The sequence below is a fragment of the Pseudomonas sp. NFACC25 genome, from assembly GCF_900100935.1.
Classification (GTDB): domain Bacteria; phylum Pseudomonadota; class Gammaproteobacteria; order Pseudomonadales; family Pseudomonadaceae; genus Aquipseudomonas; species Aquipseudomonas marginalis.
The window spans coordinates 126108-148498 of record NZ_FMUC01000013.1; the positions used below are offsets into that span (position 1 = coordinate 126108).

A 22391-nucleotide genomic window follows, 5' to 3' on the forward strand; every position below is an offset into this window, starting at 1 on the left:
CTCAGAGATAGGAGAGGAACAAGCTGTCGAGCAACCGTGACCAACCCGACACCAACACGAACAACAGCAATTTGAGCGGCAGGGAAATGGTCATCGGCGAGACCATTTGCATGCCCAGCGCCAGCAGCAGGTTGGAAACAATCAGGTCGATCACGATGAAGGGGATATAGATCAAGAAGCCTATCTCGAACCCTGCCTGCAGCTGCGACAACACGAAAGCCGGAATCACCAGGATCAGATCTTCGCGTTGCACCTCCTGCGCCATTTGTGCAGGCCAGAGGCGCGTGGTGTTTTCCAGCAGGTGCGTCAATATATCCGGGTCCACATTGCGCAGCATGAATGCGCGTAACGGTGTGATGGCCTCATTGCCCGTCTGCAGAAACGTTTGCACGTTACTCATGTCCAGGGGCGATGCCTTGACGCTCTCGGCGATCTCATAACCCACTGGTGCCATGATGAACAGCGTGGCCGCCAACGCGATGCCATTGATGGCCATGCTGGGCGGTACCTGCTGCACACCGATGGCATTGCGGGTGATCATCAGCACGATGACGATCTTCAAGAACGATGTGCAGACGATCAACAGCATGGGCATCAGCGTTAATGCCCCCAGGAATACCGCCAGAATGAGGGGGTCTATCCCCTGCAAACTCATCGGCCGAACATCACGCGAGACAACTGCAACCCCAGGCGCCCATCGACTTCCACCAACTGCCCCTGGCCAATCGGCCGATCGCCGTAATACAGGCCGGCCATGCCGGGAGCGTAACCGCTAATGCCCAATACCGAACCGGGCGCGAGGTTACGCAGTTCGCCCAAGGTAAGGTTCAGCGTTCCACAGCGCACATTCAGCGCCATGCTCAACTCATCGAATGGTTCGTGGCCAAATACATCCACGACCGGTTCATCATCCTCATGCGCCGAGTAATGGGGCGCTGCAAAATGTTCGTCCACAGACGAGTCCTCGATAGAAGTAAGCGCCAGGCACAACGGCCCGGTGTCATCGTCAATGCGGCCATGCAAACGTTGCCTGCCAACCTGCACGTAGCCGCTGCCTTGGGCGGAAAAAAAATACGGGCCGAGCACCAGCACATCACCGGTACGCAGGCTGCGCACCTGCGCAATCGGTAACTGCACGCGGCCCAGGGTCACGGCGATTGCCAGTTGAAACGGCGCCGGCAAAGCTGCCGCAGTGGCGCGCCAAGGCCCTGCCTCACACAAGGCCAGGAAACTCTGGGGGGTCAACCATAGGTAGCCTTCAACCCGGGACGCCCCCTGGGTCACACTGAGCCGGCAGCCAAACCCCTTGGGTCGATCCGTTTCCAGCAAGCGCACATAACCCAGCAGCGCCCGCACCTGGGGACTCATGTGGTACTGGTACAAGGCCCAGAACCAGGAGTCCGGATCGTTGCCAACCTGGGACAGGGTCACCGGGCACTCACCCAGCAGACTGAGCAACGGCCCTGCTTCTACAAGCGCCAGCACGCCACACACCGTCTCAAAGCACAAAGCCTTGCCGCCAGCTGGGGCACGCCCGGGCTCAATCAGCAACTCGCCGGCCTGCCCGGCCACCTTGAACGGCAGGCGCAGGCCGCGCCCCAATCGACGGCGCGCGGCAACCGTATCGCTATTAATCAAGGGAAAGGTCAGCGCCGGCATCAGCATGCGCAACCGACGCTGGGCATCAGCAAGTTCACCGGCAGCCCCAGCGCTCCCGCGAATCGACCCTCGCACTGTTGGCGTACACCGCAAAGCCAGCGCGCCGTAGCGTCCTGCTCCGCCTCCAGCTCGATCGTCCAGGCGCCCTGCTCGCGGCGCACGCTGGCGTTGATCCGCCCCAGGCGAGGCAAGTACAGCACCGCCTGCAACGGCCACTGCGACGCAGCCTGCACACGAGGCGCCAGTTGCTCGGCAAGCGCCTCGATCAGGGCTATACCGGTACACGCCTGTTTGCCCGATAAGGCAGTCCCCACACCAGCGCCGCCATCGTCTCCAGTAAAAAATTGAGTGAATAATCGCCCGAGTTCCATGGACACGGCTGTCGTGGCCCCCGGCTCACGCTCGTCCCGCGGCTCGCGCTGGCGCGGACGCTCAGTGGGTTTATTTGAAACCTGGGTCATGTCGGCTCCTGAGCCAGTAAGAGGGATAACTCCTGAAGTTTTTCCACCTGCCGCAGGCACTCCGTGACGTGTTTCTGGGCGCTGCCAACCCGACTTTCGCTTTCCCCCTGCTGGCCCCGCAACGCCTCCAACTGGCCTATCTCCCGCTGAGTACTGGCAGATAGGGAGCGCTCCTGCGCGCCCCAAGATTTCAAGGCCTTGAGGCTCAGCACCTGACCCTGATGCTGACTGAGCAATTCAGCACTTTGCCGGGCCTCCTCCTGCCGAGTCTGCTCAAGCGCATCCTTAGCCTGCTGGATATGTGCAAGCAGGGCCTGCTGGGCGCGCCTGGCCTCACGCAGGGCGCGCTCGGCGCGGTCAGCTCTGTGCCTGCGCAGGCGCCGCAACGTCTCGACTTCACCGAGAAGCACATCAGAATGGGACATGGGCGGTCAGATCCTTAAGTTGCTCCAGCGTCGCCACCATCGGCGTAGGCACACGCAAGTCCTGGCGCAGGAACCCGTCGACCGCCTGACGGCTGTCCACCGCCAGATCGGTCAGGGCATCGCTGCCGGGTTGATACTCTCCCAGCTTGAGCATCAGCTCGATCTGTTGGTACGCCGACAACAACCGTCGCAATGCCGTACCCGCCTGGATGTCCTCCGGCTCCGCGACGTTGCTCAAGATCCGTGAAAGGCTTGCCAACACATCCACCGCCGGGTAGTGCCCACGCTCGGCAAGCTTGCGGGACAGCACGATATGCCCATCGAGCAGCGAGCGAACTTCGTCGGCCACCGGATCGTTCATGGAGTCCTGCTCAATCAGCACCGTATAGATCGCGGTGATCACACCGTCACGCGTCAACCCGGCACGCTCCACCAGTCGTGGCAGCAGGCTGTATACCGAAGGAGGCAAACCTCCGCGCCCCAGGGGTTCGCCGGCAGCCAGGCCGATCTCACGCTGGGCCCGGGCGAAACGGGTCAAGGAGTCAATCAGCAGCAATACCCGCTGCCCCTTGCGCCGAAAACCTTCGGCCAATGCCGTGGCCGTGAACGCGGCGCGGGCGCGCTCCATGCTGGAGCGATCGGAGGTGGCGCACACCAGTACCGCCTTGGCGCGCAGCTGGTCATCGAGCTCATGGTCGAGAAATTCACGCAGCTCCCGCCCCCGCTCGCCGATCAGGCCGAACACGATGACATCGCACTCGACGTTACGCGCGATCTCGGCCAGCAGGGTGGTCTTGCCACAACCGGCCCCGGCGAACAGGCCTACACGCTGCCCCTCGCCAATCGTCATCAGGCCATCGATCGAACGCACGCCGGTGGCCAGTGCACGGTTAATCCTCGGCCGTTCAGTGGGCAACGGCGCTTCACACAACACCGCACTGGTATCCGGTAAGTCAGCCTCGACAAACGCACTCACGCCCTGCCCCGTAATCGGCCGCCCAAAACCATCCAGCACCTGGCCCAACAGGGCCTCGCTGACCTGGACTCGATGCGATACCCCAAGGCGCTCCACTCCAGCACCTACCCGCACGCCTTCCAAATTACCCAAGGCGCTGAGCACCGCGTCCTGCTGATCGAAGCCGATGATCTCGGCGAGCATGTAGTCGCCCGGACTTTTTTCCACCTGGCACAAATCGCCGATACGCGCCTGGGGTAGCCGGCACTGCAGCAGCATGCCGTTGACGCGCTGGATTCGGCCACGCATCGTCACCGGTGCAAAGGTGCTCAGTGACTGGGCCTGACGCTGTTGCCAGGCGTCCAGACGAGCTTGCAGTTCCGCACTCACCAGCGCACCTCGTAACGCTGCGCACCATCAAAAACCACTTTGCCGTTGTCGATCAGCACCAGCCGCAGCCCTTCCACTTCGTCGCCCACAAACAGTCGGCTGCCTTCTTCCAGGACCACGTGACCATTCGGCCCGCCGACGATTTGCACAATCCTGAATGGCAGTGTGCCGTCGCGCACACGCACACGGCTGATCACCGGCACCGAGCTGTCGAATTGCTCGCCAAAACGGCTGAGCATGCGCGCTACCAGCTCCACCTCGTCCTGTGAGACCTCTCCATTGAGCGCCACCTGGTCATTGATCACTTGCAAGGTGACCCGCTGACTCAACTCACGCTCGCTGAGCATCTTCAACAACTGCTGGCGTACTTCAAAAGACGAAGCCAATTCCTGTTTCTGCACCGCGGGCGGCATCAGCGAAGCCTGCGCCTCACGCTCCCCAGTGGAAACCATGCCCACTGCCACAATGATTACCGTCACCACCAGCACCAGGCTGATCAGGCGCTTCTGCTGGGAGGGCGAGATTGACGATAACGTCATCACCTGCGCAGGCACATCGGCCGCTAGCGGCACTACCGGCGCTACCGGAGCAGGGGCTGCGGGTTGAGGCCAGGGTTGCTCGGCCAAGGTCACGCACAGCCGCACCCCTCCCACTGTAAACGGCACATTCAGTTCCAGTTTGGCGATCTGCGCCAGTACCTGGCCTTCGGGGTCTCGCAACAGTCCGGCTTCGGCCTGCACCAACCAGTTGGCGTCGATAAACCGCAGGCACGCATGCTGCTCGACGACTCCCGGATCGTTCAACATCAGGTCAGCGTCCGCGTGCGCACCAATACTCCATCGCTCCCCAAATAACGGCAACGCAGCGCCCTGGCGCAGCCCATCAAGCACCCTTAACTCAAACATCATCGCAACCTCCACGCTGGCCATGGCCGAATACTCATGCCACCGCACCACGCATCAGCTCGTCCTGGCCCAGGTCAATGCGCCCCAGCACCTTGACCTTGGAGGAGCTCCCCAACTCGGCAAACGACAGCACCGGGACATGGTTGAACTCTTCCAGCAGCAAGGTACGCAAGGGGCTTCGCAGGTCCTGCGCCACCAACAGCACACTTTTACTCTTGGCCCTTAAGGTAAAGGCCTGGTTGAGCAGGCTGATCAACGCAGCGCTGTGCTCATCGTCAAGCGCGAAAAACACCCCGGTCTGGGTCTGTCGCAATGCCTCGCGCAGGATGTTTTCCGTATGCGGTGAAAGCAGCCAGGCATGCAGGCCGTCGGCCTCGCTGTACTGGTGGAAAATCTGCGCCTTGAGCGCAATACGCGCGTAGTCGGCCAATGCTTCCGGTTCACGCTCATGCTGGCCATACTCGATCAACGATTCGACAATCAGCCGTACGGCCCGCAGCGGCACACCTTCGCTGGCCAGGCGTTGCAACACCGACGAAAAGCGCGACAGCGGCATGATTCGCTGCAGTTCCTGCACCAGCTCCGGCTGGTTGTGCTCCAGCCAGCTGAGGATCGACTTGCTCTCCTGGATCCCCAGGAACTGCGGGCCGCTGAGCATCATGGCCTGCTTCATGCGTTCGATGATCAGACTGGTCGCGGTGAAGCGCTCCAGTTGCGGATCGTCGAGCAGTGGATCATCCGGTGCCAGCCAGACCCAGTCCTGTTCATCACGCTCGGCCAGCCCGGGTATTCCATGCTCGGGCTCGACCGTCAAGGCGTTACGCTCAACGGCCAGATAGTTGACAACCGAGGCCTTGACCATCGGCACTTCATGCACACAGAAACGCATTTCATCGGCGGCCAGCGAGTCATCGAGCTCGACCTCGAATGGCGGCAGGGTCAGGCCGATATTGGCAACCAGTGCATTTCGGGACTGGCGAATCCCATGAATAAGCTCCGTCACCTCAGGCGTCCCACGCAAAACCGGGGGAAACTGCAACAGGTAGGGGCGCGACGGATCGAACCCGCGCAAGTCCTCTTTTCCGTTCTCTTCGGGACGCACGGCTTCGGAGGCTTCGGCCGCGGGCGCTGCCTCTCGCTGACGCTGGCGCATCAGGTAATACCCCAATGTGCCGGTTATCAGCGAAATAAGGATAAATACCCCGGTCGGCATACCGGGCACTATCGCAAAGGCGAGCATGCCCACCGAAGCGATTATCCAGCTCTTGGGCTCGCTGGTCATTTGCCGGGCAATTTCGGCCCCCATGTTACTGATGCCCTTGCGCCCCTCCGGCGCCACCCGGGTGATGATCATGCCGGCGGTCAGGGAGATCAGCAGCGCCGGAATCTGTGCAATCAGGCCATCGCCGATAGTCAGCACCGAATACAACGCCATTGAATCAGCGGCGCTCAAGCCGTGCTGGAACATGCCCGTAGAGAAGCCACCCAGCAGGTTGACCACGACGATGATCAACCCCGCGATAGCGTCGCCCTTGACGAACTTCATGGCCCCATCCATCGCACCGAACAACTGGCTCTCACGGGACAACTGCTCGCGCTTGTCCCGCGCTTGCGTGCCGTCGATCAGGCCGGCACGCAAGTCACTGTCGATGGACATCTGCTTGCCCGGCATGGCGTCCAGGCTGAACCGCGCCGCGACCTCGGCCACCCGTTCCGAGCCCTTGGTGATCACCAGGAAGTTAACCAGGGTCAGGATCAGGAAAATCACCATCCCCACCGCCAGGTTGCCCCCCACCACGAAATTACCGAAGGCCTCGACGATATCGCCGGCGTCTTGCTCCAGCAGGATCAGACGCGTGGTTGCAATCGACAGGGCCAGTCGAAACATGGTGGTCAACAGCAGGATCGAGGGGAACGAAGAAAACGCCAGGGGGCCCGGCAGGTAAAGCGCAAGCACGATCAACAGGCACGAAATGCAAATATTGAGGGCGATCAGAATATCCACCAGCCAGGTGGGTAACGGCACGATAAAGATGAATACGATGGCCATGACCACCACAGCGCCCAGCACCTCGGCGCGTTGTGCCACTTTGAGCAACCCACGGTTGATGGCCGACAGAGCGGTCACGTCATCAGCCTCGGTTCACCGGCATACCGTGTGGGTCCACGCAAGGCGCGGTCCAGTTCATCGATCACCGTCAGCAGGATCTGCAGGGTTTCCAGGCGTATTCGCTTTTCGGACCACAATGCTAGGGGAAATTGCTGAAAAAGAGGGTAAAGGGCATTGAGGGACATCAGTTGACGGTCAAGCGGACCGCCTCCCAGTTCGTCCCCCAACCGCAGCAATTCATCGACAGCGATACCGGCGCCGGCATACCCCAGCAGGCGTTGCAACAAGCTCACGGCGTTATGCTCGATACTCAAGCGCTGGATCAGCTTGTGACAACCGCCCAATACGCTGCTCAGTTGCCCGCAGTCCCGCAGGCCCATCAGCAAAGTGCGCAACAGGGGTGTGGGCATTGACGACACCGCGGCCGCGATGTCATCCGCCAAAGCCTTACGCATCACCTTGAGCCCGACGTGGAACTGCTCACCACCATATACACCCAGCAAAGCCTGCATCATCGTCGACAGGGACTGGCGCGTGACCACACTGGCATAGTAGAGCACACGCAGTGCCTGGCGCTCCTGCGGGTCGACCCCGGCCGACTGCAATGCCAAGGCAATGTTCAGGCCGGCCTGGATCTCCCCTTTGAAACGAGCCTCAAGCTTGGCAATTGCATCGCGCGCCAACGTAGTGTCGGACGGGCGGCCCTCGCTGTCTGCCTTGGCCACCACATGCTTGAGCACCACGAACGCGCGCGCCGGGTCCCCGTCCGCAAGCTTCAGCAATTTTTCGACAGTCGGTCTGTCCTGCAATTGCTGCCTGAAGAGCAGTGAGAGGAAAGCCAGGGTTTTCTTGGCCGGATGGCCCAACTGATCATAAAGTTGCGCAAGCTGCTCGGCCGGGAGCACGCGTACCACCATCTTTCGTTCGTTCAGCGCCCGGCTGTTGAGCTCCACCTCCTGACCAAACAGATGTGCAAGCTCATCGATGCCCTTCGCGGATGTGTGCACTTGCGCTGAGGCATGGCTGACAACCGCTTCACCCTCAGAGGGGTGGGTGCGCACATCGTTACGAGGGTCAGTTGTTTTACGGGATACTTGTTCCATGGACACGCCAGTACAGGAAGAGTGTTTCCCTGTGTGGCAACGTCTCCCCATGCAGTTCCATCAAAATCCGTGCTCACTAGGAATTTGAAAAAACTTGCAAAAGCCTTAGGCGCCCCATGCAAATCACTGCATAAAAACCCACCAAATAAAAATATTTATATATGTAAATCATATAGTTATGTGTTTTTTTCGATTGGCACAGGGAGTGCTAAGGGGACCTGTCGACACCCGCTCGACTGCGTCTACCCTAAGGAAAAAAAACATGAATCTCCCCATTGAAGCTTTAGCTCACCTCGTTGGCAGCTCGCCTCAATTCATGCATCACCTGACAGACGACCAGCAGAAAAAACTCAGGCGCTTCATTCACAAGCGCGTACTTAACCCCGAAGATGCGGATGATCTTCTGCAACTGACGTACCTGGAGGCCTGGCGCAACCGCGAGCGCTTCTGCGGTAACGCCTCGCTCAGCACCTGGATGTGCGGCATCGCGCAAAACCTGATTCGCAACCACTTCAGGCGCATGTATGCCAAACCCGTGCATTGCGAATTTGATGAATCGTTGTGGCATGGACAGGAAGAAAACAACAACCTGGATTGGGAGTTTGAGATCAACCGCCGCCTGGAGAACACCCTGAGCGCCATTGACCACCTGCCGACGGAAATGCGCAGGACGATGTACGCCTCGCTGGAAACCGACGGCAGCTACCAGGACACCGCCGATGTATTGGACATCCCTATCGGCACCGTTCGCTCACGCTTGTCGCGAGCACGCGAACAGCTCAAGCGCACCACCCAGAACCCGTTCCAATCGTAAAACCGGCTGACTGGCCAAGCGTTGGGCGAAAGGGATATCTGCCCAACCGAATCAGACCTTTTTCGTACGTGCCAGGAAGATCACCAATCACCCTGACAGCGTCGCACCGATCCCGCCAAAACCGAACATCAGCCCCAAGCCCCTTGAGCGATCAGTCCCGTTGCAAGCAGGATCAACGAGCTGCTTTGCCCAGCAGCCGAGGGATTGCCTGGCGCCAGGGGGGTCCCTTCATAGAAGCAGCGAATCATCAACCACTCGTCGCCCAACTCGCTCATTTCCGATAAACAATTGAAAGCGTAGATAAAAACTCAAAATAAATGCTTGACGCATTCCCGTTCTACGCGAATAATGCGCGCCACTTGGCTACATAGCTCAGTTGGTTAGAGCATAGCATTCATAATGCTGGGGTCCGGGGTTCAAGTCCCTGTGTAGCCACCAAGTACCTGTTTATAGATGTCTACAGCAGTCTATAAACACCCCCAAGAAGCCCGCCTAGTGCGGGCTTTCTTGTTTCTGGCTGTTCACCTCTGTCTACCCCTATACCTTCCCACCGTGTATCCCCCTGTGTATCCTTGGTAAAAAATAGAACTCAGGGGATACATGCCCATGAAGCGTTCTGAAATCAAGCGCCGCCCCTTGTCTGACACCGTCCTGGCAAGCCTGGAGCCCGACATCAAGGAATACCGGGAGCAGGACGGCAACGGTCTGTACTTCCGCGTAAAACCCGACGGTCAAAAGTCCTGGCAACTGCGCTACAAAACGCCAGCCGGCAAATGGAGCTGGTTAGGTCTCGGGGGTTATCCAGAGGTCAGTGGCGCATTTGCAAGGCAGAAGGCTTCCGTACTGCGCAGCGACGCAGCCGACGGCAAGAACCCAATGGCGACTAAACAGGCTCGCCGAGCTGCTGAGCTAGCGGCAAGTAACAATACGTTCGAGCCACTCGCACGGGAGTGGCATAGCTCGCGGCTCAACGCCTGGGATACCGGTACCGCTAAACGGGTCTTAGGTGCGTTGGAGCGCCATGTGTTCCCCACCTTCGGCAATCGCCCATACACAGGCATTCTGTCGATGGAGTGGATGGAACTGCTACGCGGAATGGAACGACAAGGCATCCTTGAGCAGATGAGCCGAGTCAGAGCCTACTGCAAAGACATCTATGACCTGGCTCGGGTAACCGGCCGGGCGATAAACAACCCACTTGATGGCGTGCATAAATTCCTTTCGGCAGGTAAGCCCGAAAACTATGCCCACGTCAGCATTGAAGAACTGCCCGCCCTCCTCCGCGCCATTCGCTCCTACCCTCACGCCAAAGATGTGCAACTGGGCTTGCGCTTGCTGACACTCCTCGCTGTTCGCCCCAGTGAGCTACGTGAAGCGTGCTGGGACGAGTTCGACCTCGATAAAAAACTTTGGACAATCCCGGTGGAACGCAAAGGCCGTAAGAAAGGCCTCGAGCACTTAGTACCACTCAGCCGTCAGGCCGTTGAAGCACTCAAAGAGCTGTACGTCCTGACCGGCGCTTACCCGCTACTCTTTCCTGGCAGAAGCGACCGCACCAAACCTCGAAGCGACACGGTATTTCTAATGGCTCTACGCCGTCTCGGGTATGAAGGTCGACAGACAGGCCATGGGTTTCGGCACATCGCTAGCACCGCCCTGAATGAACACCGATTTGATGCTGACCATATTGAGGCCCAACTCAGTCACAAGGCACCAGGTGTGCGCGGAATTTACAACAAGGCCCAGTACCTGGCGCCGCGTACAACGATGATGCAGTGGTACGCCGATTACCTCGATGGACTAGAGAAAGGTAACGTGATCGAAGGGACTTTTGGCAGGGTCGAATAATGATGCGTTTCCGTACCCCCTCAAAAAACGGTGTTCCAGGTGTTCCAGGTGTTCCACAAACGCTGAAAGCCGCGTATTACGTGGCTTACAGCGGTGGAACACCTTTTTGTTTTAGCTGGAACACCTGGTGTTCCACACAAAAAAGGTGTTCCAGGAGAAAACCCGAGAATATCGGCTTTTTAGTAAGCTCCGTACGTAGAAAACAGCACAGCAGCGGGACAGTTACGCAACGCCATCTATCCCTGTTGGCAAATTGCTGCGCGGGAGTAGCGCCTGGACTATGGACGCGGGGTGCGGTGTATGACGGACAATGAATATCTTGCCGTGGACCACATCGGGGGCCTTATTTACTCTATCGAAAGCCATTGGCGCTTTCTTCAGGGGGATTACCCAAAGTGGCCGGAGATCCCAGCCTTCGTTTTTGTAGCTGAGGAGATGCGAGCGCCTCACGAACATAATCAGGGTGACAATCTACTTAGGCGGAGGCTGCTGACAGACCCGAACCATCTCTGCCCAGCATTCAGAGTGATCGACACCCTTTGGGCCATCGCAAACGAAGACTACAAGGACGAATCGCCCCGTGAACATCTTCGGATATCTTCTGCATGGACCGCCCATGCACTCGCTCAAAAGTCCATGAAGATGGCTCTATCCAAGGCCGAACTTAATGAGCTGGGTTGGATGTTGACGCAACTGGTTGCGCTAGATACGAAACCAATCAAGGCTGCGCTCCTATCCTTGCAAGTCAACGGCGGTGTTAAGTCAGGAGAGTCCCGGCGCGCGGATACCGCTGAGCGAGATAGGGACATATGCGCGTATGGCACACACCTCCAATCGGAAGGTCACGAAGATCACGAAATTGTTGGGATGGCCGTAAAGACCAAGCGGTGGGATCTAACAGGTAAACGAATCAGAGAGATACTTAGGGAGGGAAAAGTGCTTCCGCCCGCCAAAAAAAAACGGAAGTGAACTCAGCACACTTCCCGTTGAGTAAATAGATTCGCTCCTGTCGATCACGGATACGCAGGAGATTGATATGTACGCAAACGCCGTTCCATCAGAATCGCTAAACACCGCTGCTCCCACCCAGGCGCGGACAAACGTCACCCTCGGCTCGCATGACTTTTTGACTGGCGGGCAAGTCGCTTACGCACTGCGCATCTGCCCCGAAACCCTTGCGGAATGGCGCCGCAAGGGTAGACCTCTCAACTGGACGAACGTCGACGTCAGGCCCAAATACCGAAGGTCCGAGGTATTGCGCTGGTTGTACCGTTGCAGCAAAAACATCGGAGATTTAGAACCGCTCGCGAGTGTCCCGCATGGTTTTTTGTCTGAGGGGCAGGTCGGTTATTCGCTGCGCATAGGCTACGGAACTCTTGCGGATTGGCGCCGCCGGGGTAAGCCGCTCACATCGACAGGGATCGCAGGACAATACCGTTATCGCCTTGTCGAGGTCGTCCAGTGGATATTCCAATCCAGGAATGAAACTCTGTCTTTGGATGCGACCCCATTTGGGCCAGAGGGGGACGATCATGACTGACCGGAACCCTCTACCCTTTCAACTTGATCCAGCCACTACGCTGATCCGCATAGGCGAAGTCTCAGCCATCGTCGGTCTCGCCAGATCCACGATTTACAAGCTGATGTGCCAGCCGGAAAGCGGCTTTCCTCTCCCCGTCAAACTCAGCGAAAGCAACGCTCGTGGAGCGCCGGTAGCCTGGGTTTTAAGCGAAGTTCAGAACTGGGTCCGAGCACGCATCGCGCTGCGCGCCAAGGAGGCCGCATGAGAGCGTCTGTAGCCCATAAAGCGACATTGCACCCATTCTCTCTCCTTCAGGAAATCGGCCTGTCTCAGGCAGCCATGCAGCGCCTCATCCGGTATCGAAATAAGCATGAAAGCCTGGGCCGGGCTGTCGCCGTCATGACCTGGCCTGACGGCAACTGGGGCGTACTCGCTATGCATACAGAAAAACTCAGCCTCGTCGCTATCGAGGATGACCAAAAAGCAGCTGCCTATGAGTATGCACATTCGATGATCGAGGGCGGCTATCTACCGCTGCTCCACCTGCGCTGGGAAATTCATGCCTGAAATGAAAACGCCCCCGGCGGCAACCGGGGGCGTTGGAGGTAAATCTAGATGCCCAATCAATGTATTTCGCCCCCAGCAAATCTTCAAGCTTCGCTTGTGGTTGCACGTCGGAAAACTGAGCGCTATGCTCTGGCCGTCGCTGCAAATTCAGCGGCCGGGTTTGGCGACCCGAGTTACTTGGCGCACAAGCGCCCCATCCGACAGCAGGCGCTTTTTTTGTGCCCGCCGTTTCGTGTTATGGCGGCTGTGCGTGGGAGACCTTCGGGTCTGCCGGGTTCCAAGTTCCCGGTTCGCCAACCTGCGCACAGCTGCCACCCTAATTCGTTTGGCGACGATCAGTGGCAGCTCCACCTCAAACTTGGAGCTCTACCTATGCGCACTACCAATCCGTCCAAAATCCGTGCTGCTGCCCACCGGGCAATGGCTCGCGCCGCTCTACACGCAAACTCCAGCCTCCGTTCCCGACTCGCCCGCTACAACTCTCACATGGAAAAAGCACGCGCCCTGGAAGCCACAGGGGGTGTGAAATGAAATCGAAGTGCCTTGCTCTGCCAGAAGAGCTCTTGACCGTCTCCGGCGACGTCGAAGCAGGCATACCGATCGATGCGATCAGCTGCGCCATCATTCGCGCCGACTCAGTATTGGCCTTGCTTGAGGAACACTTCATAGAGGGCAGACCGCCGCTCCCATCAGCGATAGTGGCGGGCACCCTTTGGGATGTACGCGGCGCACTGGCTCTCATAAAAACACTGGCCGAACACGGCCATGATTCCACTCGCAAAATGCCTCGTGATGGAGGTGCCCAATGACCTCGCCAGCCGAACACAAAACACCGGGCCATACCCAGTTCACCAAGGTGAATAAAGAAGGTCGGATGCTGTTTCGCGTCAACCCAGGCATATCAATCGATGAGGCTTTAGAGGTCGCATCACACCTGCAATTTTTCGCCAATCAATTCGCGCTCGACGCCGCCATGACCGATAACTGCGAGCGGTTAAGTTGGGCGTCTTATTACCTGGGCGAGATGGCAAAAGCACTCATCGATGACGTCACGGACGGGCTATTTCTTGCGAGGCCTGACCAATGACCGAGCGCCGCGCTAAAACAGGCAAACGCCCCAGTTTCGCCCAGGTGAAAGCCGCCTCCCTTAAGGCTATTGACCGAGTGTTGGCTCACTGGCTACCCAACGGGAAACGCGAAGACGGCGGCAAGGAATATTCAGCGCCGAATCCAACTCGCGCCGACAAGCACGCCGGATCGTTCAAGGTGAATTTAGCCAAGGGCACCTGGGCGGATTTTGCCACCGGCGACAAGGGCGGCGACCTGATTGATTTGGTCCGTTATTTGGATGGTGGAACAGAGGTCGAAGCGTGCAACAAACTCGCCGACTTTCTGGGTGTGGCCAACGACTCAAATAGCGTCTCAACAACCGCAAAATCGGCGCAAAACAGAACACCGGACTGGGTGGCCGTTCGCCCCATTCCTGATGAGGCCATGGCGAAAATTTTGGTCAAGCATCGCCAGCATGGAACGCCCTCAAAGGTTTGGATTTATCGAGACGCCGACGCCCTGCCGTTGATGGTGCTCTATCGCTTTGACCTGCCTCCAGATGACAGCGGCAATCCGCGTAAGGTGTTTGCACCTCTGACCTGGTGCAAAGGCAAAAATGGTGTCCTCCAGTGGCGCTGGCAAGGTTTGCCGGAACCGCGTCCGCTGTTACACCTCGACCACCTCAAGCAACGCGACGTGGCCCCCGTCGTGGTGACCGAGGGCGAGAAATCTGCCGACGCCGCCGCGCTGCTAATGCCGGGGTACGTGGCCACCTGCTGGCTCAACGGAACGAACTCTTGGCGCAAGTCGGACTTTAGTCCGCTGATTGGGCGCGATGTGCTGCTGTGGCCTGATAACGATGCGTCGGGGCTCAAGTGCATGGAAGAGCTGGCCGAGCACCTGCGCACGCTGGGAGCGGCCTCTGTGCGCGTTCTGGCGCTCGCGGTGTTCAGTCAGCGACCGGGCCTCAATGGAGAAGCACCGACCTTTGCCAAGGGCGGTGTGTGGGCGGACGGCGATGATGCTGCCGATGCTCAGGCAAAGGGTTGGACGCCCGCCCACTTTGCCGAGCTGGAGCGCACCGGAGAGCTTTTCTCTCTGCCGCTCACGGCGCCAGGCGACAAACCGTCCAAAGCCAAGCAGACCACGAGCAAACAACCCGCTAGGAAATCCAAAACCAATACGCTGCCAGGTGGCTTTCGGCTCACATCCGAAGGCGTGTTTTATGCCGGCGATGATGGTGAAGCTCGGCCAGTCTGCTCTCGCCTGGAAATCCTCGCCCGCACCCGGGACGAAAAGGGCAATAACTGGGGCTTACTGGTCGAGCTGGATGATCCCGACGGTGATAAAAAACGCTGGAACATCCCCGCTCGCAACATGGCCGGTGACTTCGGCAAGGAAGTGTTGGGGCCGCTGGTGGACATGGGCTTGCGGTTGGCGGGAAGTCGCTCAGGGCGTAACGCTCGCAACGATTTGCAGGGCTACCTGCAAAGCTACGACAGCGACAAACGCGCCCGAGTGGTTAACCGACTCGGTTGGCATGACGATGCCTATCTGCTCCCAGAGCAACAGATTGGCGTCAGCAAAGAGCAGCTGCATTTCTACGATGCGGGTGCTCAACTTCCGCCCATCAGTCAGGCCGGAACACTCGCACAATGGCAACGCCATATTGGTTCTCTATGCATTGGCAACCACCGCCTGACGTTTGTTGTGTGCGCCGCTTTCGCGGGGCCACTACTGCACATGCTGGGCCATGAGTCAGGGGGCTTTCACCTTTACGGTGACAGCTCCGGCGGGAAGACCACCCATTTACAGGTGGCCGCATCGGTCTACGGGAGTCCCCGTTGCGTACGCTCCTGGCGCTCGACTGACAACGCCCTCGAGTCCATCGCCGCCGCGCACTCAGATGGCTTATTGGTGCTCGATGAAATCGGCATGTGTGATCCGCGCATCATTGGCGAAACGGTTTACATGCTGGGTAATGGAAGTGGCAAAGCACGCGCCAATGATCGAGGCCAGGCCGGTCGTCACGTTCAGGAATGGCGTTTGTTGTTTCTCTCGACCGGAGAAAAGACGTTGGCGCAACACATGGCGGAGGCAAACAAGGACCTCAAAGCGGGTATGGAAGTACGCATGCTCGCAGTACCTGCCGATGCCAGCAAAGGGCTTGGAATGTTCGACGCCCTCAATGGATTTGAGGATGCAGCTGCGCTTTCAGACGCTCTAAAAGCGCGGGTGACCAAGTACTACGGCACCCCGCTAACCGCCTTCCTGTCCGCCCTATGTGAGCCCGGAAAGATGCTGGGGTGGTCGACCATTTTGCGCCACACCATTGAGCGGTTTGTCTCGACGTCACTACCTAAATCAGCAAGCGGACAGGCCCAACGTGCTGCCACTCGTTTTGGGTTGGCCGCTGCCGCTGGAGAGTTGGCCACCGCCTTGGGGATAACAGGTTGGCCTGAGGGTGGAGCGACCACTGCGGCAAAGGTTTGTCTCAATGCCTGGCTGAATGAGCGCGGCGGCGCCGGAAACTTCGAGAGTGATGCCATCGTGGCGCGGCTTCGCCAAGTGATCGAGCGTTTTGGGGAGAGCCGTTTCACTCGCTGGGAATCCGCCGCCGCCAAGATCGACGAGCACGGCCCTCGCACCATTGACCGGCTGGGCTTTCGCAAGACGCTGGAGCATGGCCTGGGTGATGCGTTGCACACCACCACTACCTACTACGTATTGCCCGAGGCTTGGTGTTCCGAAGTCTTCAAAGGCATGAACCTGAACGCCGTTAACAAAGAGCTATTGAACCGCTCCATTTTAGAGCCCGGCAGCGATGGCAAAGCGGCTCAATCGGTAAGGCTACCGGGAATGCCCAAAGCGCGCGCTTACGTCTTTAGCTCATCCGCACTGATGATAGATAACAACGAGCAATCCTTCGAAGCCGCCTAATTCGTTGTCAACCCTGCCTTCTGCCTCGGCGATCGAAGTGGTTTGGCTGAGACAGATAGGTCCAAACGAACCAAAACACCGCACAGAGTTTGTCTTCCAACATAAATTTTTTGTGACTTTGCTTCAGTCCGGTGAGGGCTGACTGGTCAATATACAGATGAGGCTTGGAGAAAACGCCACTCCATCGGAAGCAAGATGTAATACCTCCTGCCTGCAATCATTATAAAAACAATAACAACACGCAAAATCAGTGCTAGCTGAAGGAAATTTAAAAGCTCAGGGCGACAAAAACCTCTTAACGAAATAATTTAGCACAAGGACTAAACCAGTGATAAAAAAAGAAAACACCCAATCTATTTTAGACAGGCTCGAAGAGCAAGCGGTGTTAGTATTTCGCCCATATCCACCAGTGAATCTCCCACAAGTTAACAGTCAACTCGGAGGTCTACCAACTTTGCCGAAAAATGTGGAATGGCCGAGGGCAAGCGATGGGACGCCACTGCATTTTCTTGCCCGAATAGATTGCTCCGAACTGCCCGAATCTAATGGTCCATTGCCTAAAAGTGGAACCCTTCATTTCTTTGCCCGTCTCAACGAAGACTTAGACTGGAACGAACCCTATTCTGACTACGCTCGAGTTATTTATCATGACGATAAAGTAGACCAGCCCTTATTACCCCCTGATGACCTTCCGTCTATCGAGTGGGCGTCTGACTGTTTTGAGAGTCAAATGAGGTTGCCAGGGGAGCCTAAGGCATCTAACCACCCGGCTTGGCCATTACAATTCAAAACCATTCGCTCCTGGCCTCCCCTGCTCACAGAGCCTAGTGATGCGGCAACAAGCAATGAATACCGGAACATCGTTGGCCGGGCTCGAGCCGCGGAGGTTGTTAGAGTCACAGGTCGGTTAAACGGTTCTCTACGCCCGAACTGGGGTGAATATTGCTTCGACCGAAACGGTAAAAGCTTTTTAAAGCTACCAGACAGAAGTAACGCGTCAGCGGAGTTTCCCGAAGCTTGGATAATTGCAGAACGTATCGCTCGAGCGATGGCTCACTTGGCAAACGAAAAAATTCAGTACTTTCAAAGTGTTATTGAAAAAGGAAAACGACTGCAATCAGTCGACGCGCCTGAACAGATCTTGGTTAAATTCGAGATTATTGCCAACCAAGCTTTAGTTTGGGTGCATCGTGCACAGAAATCTGGTCTTGGTACGGCCATGGGCACCGCCGAAGCAAAGGAGTATAGAGAGTGGCTTGTCCACTTAGGTCGCGACGACCTTTTCGATATTTTTTATCTTGCTAGCAAATCCCTTGAGCACGGTATGAAAAGCGCTGTGAACCACTGTGGCGGCTCGCGCCAGGCTTCATCTGTGGTTCCAGTCGAATATATGAACCGCCTAGAAAGTGCGCATTCAATGATATCTACTGATCTCGGGGCATTCGCTAAAGCGCCGGCGCGCAACATCAGCGCCTTACACCATCAAATGCTAGGCCATGCACCAACGTCGCAAAACTTTGAAAGGCAAAGCTCCCAGGATATTCTACTGCTCCAATTAGTTAGCGACTCCGGGGTTGACTTCATTTTCTGTGATTGTGGCGAGATACAGTTCTGGATTGATGCTGAGGATCTTGCGGCACGACGTTTTGATCGAGTGAAGGCCAATGTGCAAGGCTATTAGCTGAAACCCACCATTCTAGCTACATACCATAGCCGGCATCTTACACTCTTTATTCAACTAGAGATGACTACAACTTATTTAACCTACGAACATCCAGGCAGACACCCAAGCCGTCATGTTTCATGAAATTTCATCCTGATGGCCTGGGTGTTCGTAAACGGATTAGTGCTGCTTGGCTGTGCCACGCTAAACAACACGACCACCCTTTTCAGCCTCCATCACCGGAGCGTCGACGCGGCGGAGAGTCCGCGATAGTAGGTGTTTATCAGCGGAGCCGAAGATATCCAAGAAGAATAACGCAGGTAACAAAATTTTCGGTCGATCAGTTACTTTTATGGTGCCATGCGTATACTGGGATCTCAAAACAGACTTTCTACCATATCGCTTGAGAGTTAGCTCTGGCCAACGACAGGGTTGATGTACCTTTTGCATTTCAGTGCTGTTTTGCGTAAGGGTTTCAATCCGTTTGTGGGCGAGGTTTTCATTGAGGTGTTGGTTGAGAGCGATGCTGGCAATCAGATCACCAAGCTGAGCGAGCTGAGTGTTCTGCCCCCTAAGGGTACAAGAATAGGCGTGTTGGCAGCATTCAATACCGGCTTTGAAAGCTAGGGTTGGCGTCCACTCAAATTCAAGCACACATCATGTCTAGGCTTTGTAGGTTGGGTTGTGCCTTGGTCGGGCGAACGCTTTGAGATAAGCTTATTTATGAGTATTCCATCGACAAGCTGATTTATAGTCGTGTTTCTTACGGATGGGGCATACAGATGAAAATCAAAATCGAACAGTCACCGAATGAGGCAAGCTGGCTAGTGAAATTGGACGAATGTGTTGTGAGCTTTCGTACTAAACAGGAAGCGCAAGGGTTTGCCAATAAGCTGCAAGCGAGACTCGACTCACCTCATAACCTGCCGGACAACTGCTTGGAATTATTGGTGGAGTTGCCATTGCCAGCACGCTCTCATGAATAACCAATATAGAGACCTAACCTATCGATAATAACCGAGCAACTTTAGATAGCTTTTTTGACAAAATATAAACTCAACCTCGCGCTCTGAAGCCGAGTCACTGAACAGGCGATACCACTTTTCCAATTAGAAAGACTAGTGCCTGACTACATAAGATGAATAGCAGCGCCGTTAAATATCTATTGCCGCCTAAACATTCATACCCCGGAATTGTTATCAAAGCACCGTGCCAAGATACTTATGTCCACATCCGACAGCTTGCCGGCGAGGAATCGTACTTTCAGCCACGACATCAGATAGGCATAGCGCGCCTGGGCCAGATTGCGTAGCGCATCGTAGTATCGCTGCTCGGCATCCAGAATATCGGAATTGACGCGCTCCCCACCCGCCACGCTTTTTTTCATCGCCACGGTCAATTCCTGAGCAGAGTTTACGGCAAGCTGAAAAGCTCGCATTTTGGCGAAGCTGCTGTTGTACAGGTTGAACTGCTTGCGCAAATCATTCATCACTTCATTAAGCTTGGCTTCATTCTCATAGCGCAGCCGACCACTGTTGTCGACGGCTTGTCCCACCGCTGCCGATACACCGCCACCGGCAAAGATCGGTACGCTGACCTGAATACCCACACTGTTAGTGACGTAGCGCTGATCATAGGTGGACTCCGAACTCGACTTCTGCCGCCCCGCCGTCGCATAAAGACTGACCTTAGGCAGGTGGCCGGCACGCGCTTGTTCGATCTGCTCGTCTGCGGCGTCCAATGCGTAGCGCAACGAGGCCAACTCCGGATTGTTGAGCAGCGCAATGTCACGCCAGGCCTCAAAACTGTTGAGCTCTAACGGCAGCATTTCGAACGTCACGGCCAGGGGTGCGAGGTCCTGGGCACTTAGAGGTTGCCCGACCATCGCGATCAGATCTCTCATCGCTGCATCAGCATTATCCTGCGCCTCGATCTCTTGGGCCTGCGCCAGATCGTAGCGCGCCTGCGTCTCCAACATATCGGTGCGGGTGCCTTCACCCACTTGCAAACGCCGTCCATTGAGCTTCATCTGCTCAGCAAACGCACGCTTCTGGGCCTGGGCCAGTTCGATCTGATCATTGGCATACAGTGCCTCGGTATAGGCTTGAGTGACGCGTACCGCAAGTTCCTGGCTGCGGCTTCGAAAGCGGGCGTCGGCATGGTGCGCCTGGGCCACTCCTCGGTAGTAACGCGAGATCGCCTCATAGTCGATAATCGGTTGCTCCAGCGTCAACGAGGACGAATAACTGCGGTATCTGCGATCGGTCGTGGTTGAACCGAAAAAACCAGGCTGGGTGACTTCGGACTCATTACGGCCGCTCTGGTACTGGAGCGACAATTTTGGCAGCAACGCAGCCCGACCGATCGCTCGCTCCCCAAGACCCGCATCACGCTCCTTCATCGCAGCGTGGTAAGTGGGGTCGTACTCTAGAGCCAACCCGTAGACCTCCATCAGGCCTGTGGCATGGTTACTCGCCTGGCTTTCGAGGCAGAACACGGCAAGCGCCAGAACCGTCCAATACCATCTGCCGCTGACGCCTTTCCTGTCAGTCATCAACGCTCCCGAATACTTTCGCTGCCGTACTGCATCAGGGGATCGAGGAAATACTCAATCACTCGACGCCGGCCTGTCTTGATCTCGGCAGTCACGGCCATGCCTGGCGTTAAACGAATGTCGGCGCCTTTGACGGTAATGCTTGAGCGCGCCATGGCGACCCGCATGGAGTAGATAAGGCCGCGTTTTTCGTCATTGATCGCGTCGCTGGAGACCGAAGTCACGGTGCCCGGCACGATGCCGTATTTGGTGTAGGGGAAGGTCTCGATCTTGACCTCGGCTTCCTGCCCAGGCAGCACGAAGCCGACATCTTTGTTCTCCAGGAAAGCCTCGATCTCCAGGACCTTTTCTTCCGGCACCACCAGCATCAGCGGCTGAGCCTCTGTTACTACGCCGCCTAGCGTTCGCACGGCCAACTGCTGAACAGTGCCGGACACTGGCGCGGTCAGCCGAGTCAGGTGCTCGGACTGCCGAGCCTTGACCAGATCCTGCTCCAACAAAGAAATATACTGACTCCCCTCGTTCAAACGTTCGAGGCTGGCGTGCCGGGCATCTGCCCAAAGGGTTTCACGCTGCTGCCTGACCTCCGCAATGGAGGCTTCGATTTCTTTCAAGCGACTGCGCTGCACAGCCAAGTCAGACTCTTGCTCGATACTTTCGCGCTCGCGTTCCAGATAGGTATTGCGCGCCACGTATTGCTCGCCAGCCAAGTCTTTCATGGCCTCGGCACGCTGGCGAACGATGGGTGAGGTTTTCTCCAGCTTACTCACCAGAGCCAGCGTTGAGCGATGCTCGGCCTGCCGGCGCGCCAGTTCTGCATCAATGCCGAACTGCTTGGCCTGCATTGCCGAAAACTCCGCTTCTACCAGGCGCTGCATATCCGCCGACGCCCGAGGATCGACATTGATCTGCGCCAGCACAGGTTTGCGCTTTGTGTTAATCGCCGCGAGCATGGCTTCGGCGCGTGCGACCTGCAGGGACCATGTCTGCAACTCGTTGACGAGGCGCTGCTGTTCGGCCCCGGTGATGGTGCTGTCGAGCTCAATCAGCAAATCCCCTGCCCGCACGAACTGCCCTTCGCGCACATGGATGGCTTTAACGGTCGCCGTACCGATGGGCTGTACGACCTGTGTACCTTCGCTGGGAATGATCTTGCCCTGGGCGGTCGCCACGATGTCCACGCGGCCGAAGACCGACCACAACACCGCCAATACCGCAAAAGTAATGAGCAACCACATTGCCACTCTGGGCGCTGGCGACACCGCCTTCTGCTGCAACGACAAAGCCGCTGGCAGAAACTCCGCCTCATCAGCGGAATGCCGCTTGCGCTCCCAGGATTTGCGCTCGCGCCAAGCGGCCGCCCACACGCTGGCATAGCGCTTGTACAAATCGCCCCAAGCGCTGAAAGTCTGTCCCCAAGCCATG

Annotated in this window: 22 protein-coding genes and 1 tRNA gene; 13 read left to right on the forward strand and 10 right to left on the reverse strand. The window is 57.1% G+C overall.

Annotation, left to right across the window (positions count from 1 at the left end; genetic code table 11):
- Position 1 precedes the first annotated feature (1 nt).
- From sctR to sctW, 8 genes are read right to left on the reverse strand one after another with little or no spacing between them, the layout of a single operon-like run.
- The gene (gene sctR, locus BLQ09_RS24740) at positions 2 to 655 is read right to left on the reverse strand and encodes a type III secretion system export apparatus subunit SctR (RefSeq protein WP_027606904.1); all 654 of its coding nucleotides are present in this window, start codon (positions 653 to 655) and stop codon (positions 2 to 4) included.
- On the reverse strand, positions 652 to 1665 hold the full coding sequence (locus tag BLQ09_RS24745; protein WP_027606905.1) for a FliM/FliN family flagellar motor switch protein: 1014 nt from the start codon (positions 1663 to 1665) through the stop codon (positions 652 to 654). The genes sctR and BLQ09_RS24745 overlap by 4 nt, the downstream gene beginning before the upstream one ends.
- The gene (locus BLQ09_RS24750) at positions 1659 to 2120 is read right to left on the reverse strand and encodes a type III secretion system HrpP C-terminal domain-containing protein (protein ID WP_027606906.1); all 462 of its coding nucleotides are present in this window, start codon (positions 2118 to 2120) and stop codon (positions 1659 to 1661) included. The genes BLQ09_RS24745 and BLQ09_RS24750 overlap by 7 nt, the downstream gene beginning before the upstream one ends.
- Positions 2117 to 2545, reverse strand: a complete 429-nt coding sequence (locus tag BLQ09_RS24755; RefSeq protein ID WP_027606907.1) for a type III secretion system stalk subunit SctO — start codon at positions 2543 to 2545, stop codon at positions 2117 to 2119. Before BLQ09_RS24755 ends, BLQ09_RS24750 begins: the two co-directional genes overlap by 4 nt.
- Positions 2532 to 3890 (reverse strand): FliI/YscN family ATPase, encoded by a 1359-nt coding sequence (locus BLQ09_RS24760; RefSeq protein WP_027606908.1) that lies wholly within the window; start codon positions 3888 to 3890, stop codon positions 2532 to 2534. Before BLQ09_RS24760 ends, BLQ09_RS24755 begins: the two co-directional genes overlap by 14 nt.
- Positions 3887 to 4795, reverse strand: coding sequence for an FHA domain-containing protein (locus BLQ09_RS24765; RefSeq protein ID WP_027606909.1), 909 nt, complete (start codon positions 4793 to 4795; stop codon positions 3887 to 3889). The genes BLQ09_RS24760 and BLQ09_RS24765 overlap by 4 nt, the downstream gene beginning before the upstream one ends.
- A 34-nt stretch (positions 4796 to 4829) precedes the next feature.
- On the reverse strand, positions 4830 to 6923 hold the full coding sequence (sctV, locus tag BLQ09_RS24770; RefSeq protein WP_027606910.1) for a type III secretion system export apparatus subunit SctV: 2094 nt from the start codon (positions 6921 to 6923) through the stop codon (positions 4830 to 4832).
- Complete coding sequence (sctW, locus tag BLQ09_RS24775) at positions 6920 to 8008, reverse strand: type III secretion system gatekeeper subunit SctW (protein WP_169899173.1); 1089 nt, start codon at positions 8006 to 8008, stop codon at positions 6920 to 6922. The genes sctV and sctW overlap by 4 nt, the downstream gene beginning before the upstream one ends.
- Positions 8009 to 8270: 262 nt before the next feature.
- Here sctW and BLQ09_RS24780 point away from each other — a divergent pair, with 262 nt between their 5' ends.
- The 13 genes from BLQ09_RS24780 (at position 8271) to BLQ09_RS24840 (ending at position 19398) form a co-directional block, all read left to right on the forward strand.
- The gene (locus tag BLQ09_RS24780; RefSeq protein ID WP_027606911.1) at positions 8271 to 8822 is read left to right on the forward strand and encodes an RNA polymerase sigma factor; all 552 of its coding nucleotides are present in this window, start codon (positions 8271 to 8273) and stop codon (positions 8820 to 8822) included.
- Positions 8823 to 9183: 361 nt separating this feature from the next.
- Positions 9184 to 9260: transfer RNA gene (locus BLQ09_RS24785), tRNA-Met, on the forward strand.
- A gap of 168 nt (positions 9261 to 9428) precedes the next feature.
- Positions 9429 to 10670 (forward strand): tyrosine-type recombinase/integrase, encoded by a 1242-nt coding sequence (locus tag BLQ09_RS24790; protein WP_092358887.1) that lies wholly within the window; start codon positions 9429 to 9431, stop codon positions 10668 to 10670.
- 300 nt (positions 10671 to 10970) lie between these two features.
- Entirely contained in the window at positions 10971 to 11639 is a 669-nt protein-coding gene (locus BLQ09_RS24795) for a hypothetical protein (RefSeq protein WP_092358854.1), read from the forward strand.
- A 67-nt stretch (positions 11640 to 11706) separates the two neighbouring features.
- Positions 11707 to 12210 carry a MerR family transcriptional regulator gene (locus tag BLQ09_RS24800; RefSeq protein ID WP_092358856.1) on the forward strand — a complete coding sequence of 168 codons (504 nt, stop codon included), beginning with the start codon at positions 11707 to 11709 and terminating at the stop codon, positions 12208 to 12210.
- Positions 12203 to 12457 (forward strand): helix-turn-helix transcriptional regulator, encoded by a 255-nt coding sequence (locus tag BLQ09_RS24805; RefSeq protein ID WP_092358857.1) that lies wholly within the window; start codon positions 12203 to 12205, stop codon positions 12455 to 12457. Before BLQ09_RS24800 ends, BLQ09_RS24805 begins: the two co-directional genes overlap by 8 nt.
- Positions 12454 to 12759: a hypothetical protein gene (locus BLQ09_RS24810; RefSeq protein WP_092358859.1), complete on the forward strand. Its 306-nt coding sequence runs from the start codon at positions 12454 to 12456 to the stop codon at positions 12757 to 12759. The genes BLQ09_RS24805 and BLQ09_RS24810 overlap by 4 nt, the downstream gene beginning before the upstream one ends.
- A 527-nt stretch (positions 12760 to 13286) precedes the next feature.
- Positions 13287 to 13568, forward strand: coding sequence for a hypothetical protein (locus BLQ09_RS24815; RefSeq protein ID WP_092358861.1), 282 nt, complete (start codon positions 13287 to 13289; stop codon positions 13566 to 13568).
- Positions 13565 to 13846 (forward strand): DUF3077 domain-containing protein, encoded by a 282-nt coding sequence (locus BLQ09_RS24820; protein WP_092358863.1) that lies wholly within the window; start codon positions 13565 to 13567, stop codon positions 13844 to 13846. The genes BLQ09_RS24815 and BLQ09_RS24820 overlap by 4 nt, the downstream gene beginning before the upstream one ends.
- Positions 13843 to 16749 carry a DUF927 domain-containing protein gene (locus BLQ09_RS24825; RefSeq protein ID WP_092358865.1) on the forward strand — a complete coding sequence of 969 codons (2907 nt, stop codon included), beginning with the start codon at positions 13843 to 13845 and terminating at the stop codon, positions 16747 to 16749. The genes BLQ09_RS24820 and BLQ09_RS24825 overlap by 4 nt, the downstream gene beginning before the upstream one ends.
- A 328-nt stretch (positions 16750 to 17077) precedes the next feature.
- A complete protein-coding gene (locus BLQ09_RS24830; RefSeq protein ID WP_092358867.1) occupies positions 17078 to 18430 on the forward strand; it encodes a DUF1963 domain-containing protein in 1353 nt (450 codons plus the stop codon).
- A 417-nt stretch (positions 18431 to 18847) separates the two neighbouring features.
- Positions 18848 to 19039 carry a hypothetical protein gene (locus BLQ09_RS24835; protein ID WP_092358869.1) on the forward strand — a complete coding sequence of 64 codons (192 nt, stop codon included), beginning with the start codon at positions 18848 to 18850 and terminating at the stop codon, positions 19037 to 19039.
- A 155-nt stretch (positions 19040 to 19194) separates the two neighbouring features.
- Positions 19195 to 19398 carry a hypothetical protein gene (locus BLQ09_RS24840; protein ID WP_092358871.1) on the forward strand — a complete coding sequence of 68 codons (204 nt, stop codon included), beginning with the start codon at positions 19195 to 19197 and terminating at the stop codon, positions 19396 to 19398.
- Between the two features lie 194 nt (positions 19399 to 19592).
- Here the strand turns inward: BLQ09_RS24840 and BLQ09_RS24845 are convergent, their stop codons facing one another.
- Positions 19593 to 20966 carry a TolC family outer membrane protein gene (locus tag BLQ09_RS24845; RefSeq protein WP_256569108.1) on the reverse strand — a complete coding sequence of 458 codons (1374 nt, stop codon included), beginning with the start codon at positions 20964 to 20966 and terminating at the stop codon, positions 19593 to 19595.
- On the reverse strand, positions 20966 to 22390 hold the full coding sequence (locus tag BLQ09_RS24850; RefSeq protein WP_092358873.1) for an HlyD family type I secretion periplasmic adaptor subunit: 1425 nt from the start codon (positions 22388 to 22390) through the stop codon (positions 20966 to 20968). Before BLQ09_RS24850 ends, BLQ09_RS24845 begins: the two co-directional genes overlap by 1 nt.
- Position 22391: the final 1 nt, after the last annotated feature.